This window comes from Streptomyces narbonensis (genome assembly GCF_014649015.1).
Lineage (GTDB): Bacteria > Actinomycetota > Actinomycetes > Streptomycetales > Streptomycetaceae > Streptomyces > Streptomyces narbonensis.
Genome location: NZ_BMSF01000044.1, coordinates 1 through 4,378, shown reverse-complemented (window position 1 = coordinate 4,378; position 4,378 = coordinate 1). Strand labels below are relative to the sequence as shown.

5 protein-coding genes are annotated in these 4,378 nt (G+C 71.8%); 4 read left to right on the top strand and 1 reads right to left on the bottom strand.

Annotation, left to right across the window (positions count from 1 at the left end; translation table 11 throughout):
- From IE124_RS33890 to IE124_RS33875, 4 genes are all read left to right on the top strand, one after another.
- The coding region (locus IE124_RS33890; RefSeq protein ID WP_306432462.1) for a flotillin domain-containing protein at positions 1-535 on the top strand (535 nt) is incomplete at its 5' end.
- A 39-nt stretch (positions 536-574) separates the two neighbouring features.
- On the top strand, positions 575-1,102 hold the full coding sequence (locus IE124_RS33885; RefSeq protein ID WP_189513834.1) for a hypothetical protein: 528 nt from the start codon (positions 575-577) through the stop codon (positions 1,100-1,102).
- Complete coding sequence (locus IE124_RS33880; RefSeq protein WP_189513831.1) at positions 1,099-1,833, top strand: hypothetical protein; 735 nt, start codon at positions 1,099-1,101, stop codon at positions 1,831-1,833. Before IE124_RS33885 ends, IE124_RS33880 begins: the two co-directional genes overlap by 4 nt.
- A gap of 398 nt (positions 1,834-2,231) precedes the next feature.
- Positions 2,232-4,133: an NAD-binding protein gene (locus tag IE124_RS33875; protein WP_189513840.1), complete on the top strand. Its 1,902-nt coding sequence runs from the start codon at positions 2,232-2,234 to the stop codon at positions 4,131-4,133.
- Positions 4,134-4,290: 157 nt separating this feature from the next.
- On the opposite strand, the gene IE124_RS33870 is transcribed toward IE124_RS33875, so the two are convergent.
- A partial coding sequence (locus tag IE124_RS33870) for a DM13 domain-containing protein (protein ID WP_189513837.1) occupies positions 4,291-4,378 on the bottom strand: 88 nt, incomplete at its 5' end.

Sequence of the window (4,378 nt, the reverse complement as noted above, 5' to 3'; positions counted from 1 at the left end):
GCCCGCCGACGCCGCCCGCTACCAGGCCGAGCAGGAGGCCGAGGCGCGCCGCATCGCCCTGGTGAAGCAGGCGGAGGCCGACGCGCAGCGCTCCCGGCTCACGGGTGAGGGCGAGAAGGCCCACCGGGCCGCGCTCGCCGACGCCGTGCGCATCGAGGGCGAGGCGCAGGCCGCGGCCATCGCCGCCAAGGGCTCCGCCGAGGCCGAGGCGATGCGGAAGAAGGCCGACGCCTTCGCGCAATACGGGGACGCGGCCGTCCTCCAGATGCTCGTCGAGGTCCTGCCGCAGGTCGTCGCCAAGGCGTCCGAGCCGCTGTCGGCCGTCGACAAGCTGACCGTCATCTCCACCGACGGGGCGAGCCAGTTGACCCGTACCGTCACCGACAACGTCGCCCAGGGCATGGAACTGCTCTCCTCCACCACCGGAGTCGACCTGGCGTCCCTGCTCCAGGGCATCGCCCAGAAGAAGGCGGCCCCCGGCCCGGCGCAGCCGCCCGTGCCGACCGGCGACGGATCCATCGAGATCACCGACTAGGACGAGAGCAGGGGGGACGTGGTGAGAAGCAGCTTCACGATGCATGCAGGGGCGCAACTCGCGCTCTCCCTCGCGGGGCTTGTCGCCGCGGTCCTCGCCGCCGTCCCGTTCCTGCCCCCGTTCGCCGACGAGTGGCTCCTCCTCGGAATCGGCATCGCCCTACTGGTGCCCCTCCATCTGGCGACGCTCGTCCGCGCCATCGCCGTCGGACTCCGGGACATGCGCTTCGCGAGCAACAAGGCGAACCAGTGGCGTGCCCTGCGCGCCCTGCCCCGGCGAGTCCAGGCAGCGCTGGTGGGTGCGGGTCTCGCGGGGGCGTTCCTGGTCACCGGAGTGTTCTGGGACGACTCGGGGCTCCAACGCGTCGAGACCGTCCGGGGGCACTACTCCGCGATCGACACCTCCGCCCCCGACCGCGAGCGCGTCCCGATCAGCAGAAGCCAGTACGAGGAGCTGCGCAGGGAAGACCAGCGAATCGCGTTCGCGGCCTTCGGTCTCTTCGCGGCGGGCGGCGGCGGCCTGACGCTCCTCTTCGGAAAGCTGGACTCCTGGGCCGGCAGGCCGTGACGGCCGGCCCCCGTCACGGCAAGCCCTACAGCGCTCGCAGGCGCCGGTCACAGGACCTCCTCGTCGGTCTCGCCGGGCTGATCGCCCTCCTCGTCGGCGGCGCCCTGCTGGTCGTCACGCTGCCACAAGCCCTCGCAGAGGAAAGAGACTTCCTCTCGGCATCCGTGTGCCAGGAGGCACCATCCGAAGACTGCCTGCACTCAGCCTGGTTCACCGTCGAGACCGTTCACGTACAGCGCGGCAAGCAGGCGGGGGGCTGGGTGCACGTCTCCGGGCCCGAAGAGGGCGCCGACCGGGTGCGGTTCAGCGGACTCGGCGAGTTCCTGGAGAAGGTGCGACCGGGCGATCACGTCGCGGGGACGATCTGGCGTGGCGAGATCGTCGTGCTGTCGAACGGCTCGGCCGGACAGAGAGCGGTTTCCCACCCGGTCGGAGACACTCTCTTCACCACCGGAACCGGAATCCTGCTCATCTTGGGCGGCGCGTTCGTCACCTACGTCGCGTGGTTCTGGCTTCACACTCCCGTGAGTTCCGCCCGCCCGCACCGGACGGACCTCACCGCCGACGCCTCCGCGACGGCCCTCCTGGGCATGTACACCTTCGCACTGATGATGGTCCTGCACGACAGAGACGGCAGCCTCGGCGTCTTCCTCGCGCTCTGGACTCCGGCCGCCATGGCAACTTGCGCCTTCCTGGGCCGCCGGTACCTGCGGCACGGCGCGCGACGATGAGCCGCAACTCGACACCCGGCCACGACGGCCACGACGGCCACGACGACCATGAGCGAGAACAACGGAGTACCGCCGTGCCCTCTCGAATCGCCAGAAGCGAGTTCCTTGAGAGCCCTGGTGGGCTGGGCCTGTGCCTCGTGTGGCACGGCTGGACGGCCATGAGCAGCGTTACCCCGACGTGGGTGCGGATCGGCGCCGGCATTCTCGCGGTGGCGAGCCTCGTCCTGCTGGTACGAACCCTGGCCTCACGCGCTCACACTCCGCGTCCGACACACGCCGAGGCAGGAACGACCGACATTTGACCCGCCCGCGCTCTCAGGCGGGTTCATCTCCACACCGGGGGAATCGTGATCGCGCTACCGCACCAGGACACCCGAGATCCACGGGACGGCGGCCACATGGTGGTCTGCGGAGACGACGGACTCGCGCACCGGCTCGCCGCCGAGCTGCGGGACGTCTACCGCCAGCGGGTCGTCCTCGTCACTCCAGGAGACCTGGACGAGGAACTGGCGGGCGAACAGCCCACCGTGCTGTCCCGTGCCACGCAGCTGCTGCGGCGGTCCGGCGGTCCGGTCACCGAAGCCGCGACCGGCAGCGCGCCTCCGCCGCTGCGGGACGTCGTGGCATCGGTGCCCAGCGAGGAGACGCTGCTGCGGGCCCGTGTGGATCGGGCCACTGCCCTCGCCCTGCTCTACGAGGACGACGAGACGAACCTGCGCGCCGCGATCGCCGCCCGCCGCCTCAGCCCCGGGCTGCGACTCGTGGTCCGCATGTACAACCGGAAGCTCGGGCAGCACCTGGAGGAACTGCTCGACCAGGCCGCCCTCGTCCACTCCCCCGGCATCGACCGGAGCGTCCTGGACGCCTCCACCACGGTCCTGTCCGACGCGGACACGGCGGCCCCCGCGCTCGCCGCCACCGCCGTCACCGGGACGAGCAAGGTCGTACAGGCCGACGGTGTGCTCCTGCGCGCCGCCGAACGCACCCCGCCCGGACGAGGCGAGGTACCGGACCCCGGTCTGTGCACTCTCGCACTGCTCTCGTCCACCACCACCGACCCGGCAGGCACCGAGGGCTCGGAGGCCAGCGGCCCGCAGGGACCCCTCCTCCTGCCCGACGACCGGGCCGTGGCGGCCAGCAGCGGGCGGGGAAGTGTCGTACTCGAAACCGTCCGGTACGCCGGCCCCGCCCTGCCTTCGAGGCGCCTGGCCCGTCGCGGGGCACCGCTGAGCCAGCTCTTCTCCAGCCGTCTGCGGTGGGCGCTCGCCGGTATCGCCGCCTCCGTGCTGTGTCTGACCCTCACCACCACCGTGCTCACCGACGCCGATCCCGTGCACGCCGCCTACATCACTCTGCTCGACCTGTTCTCCATCAACGACCCCGCGCTCGACGCTCCGGTCACCCACCAGATCCTCCAGCTGCTGTCCGGCCTCGTCGGCCTGGCCCTGCTCCCTCTCCTCGTCGCCGGAGCCCTGGAAGCACTGGGTACATTCCGCGCCGCGGGCGCGCTGCGGCGCCCGCCCCGCGGCCTGTCCGGCCATGTCGTCCTGCTCGGACTCGGCAAGATCGGCACCCGCGTCCTCGCCCGGCTTCGCGAGCTCGACATCCCCGTCGTCTGCGTCGAGGAGGACCCCGACGCCCGCGGCATCCCCCTCGCCCGCAGCCTCGGCATCCCCGTGGTCCTCGGCGACGTCACCGACGACGGCATCCTGGAGGCGGCCAAGATCCACCGAGCGCACGCCCTGCTCGCCCTCACCAGCTCCGACACCACCAACCTCGAAGCCGTCCTCTACGCCCGTACCGTCCGGGCCGACCTGCGCGTCGCCCTGCGCCTGTACGACGACGAGTTCGCCACCGCCGTCTACCGCACCCTGCGAACGGCCCACCCCGATGCCCTGACCCGCAGCCGCAGCGTCACCCACCTCGCCGCCCCCGCGTTCGCCGGCGCCATGATGGGCCGCCAGATCCTCGGCGCCATCCCCGTCGAACGCAAGGTCCTCCTCTTCGCCGCGCTCGTCGTCGCCGGACACCCCCAGCTCGAAGGCCGCACCGTCACCGAGTCCTTCCGGCCGGGCGCCTGGCGTGTTCTCGCCCTCGACACAGCCGCCCCCACCACCCGCCGGCCCGACCTCGCCAACACCCACGACGACGGCGAACACCCCCAACTCCTGTGGGAACTCCACCCCGGCTACGTCCTGCGCCCCGACGACCGGGTCGTCATCGCCGCCACCCGCCGCGGCCTCGCCGAACTCCTTGCAGCACCCTCACAGCCAACCGGTGAGCCGCGCGCCGGGCGGTGACGTGTGGGTGGAGCGACCGTGACGACTCCGATCAGGCTCGGGGATGACCAGAGCCGTGGTCGCGCGGATCTCTGGTGGGCGGGCGAGCTCGGGGAGCCTCATCATGGCATGAGCGTGCCTCTGCTGCTCGTGGCGCGCTGCGGGGCGACTGCCGCGGTCAGGCGCGGGCCAGGGCGGCGGCTCCGAAGGAGACGTCGAACCGGTCGCACCAGATGCTGACGCTCGGGTACGTCGACCAGTCGACG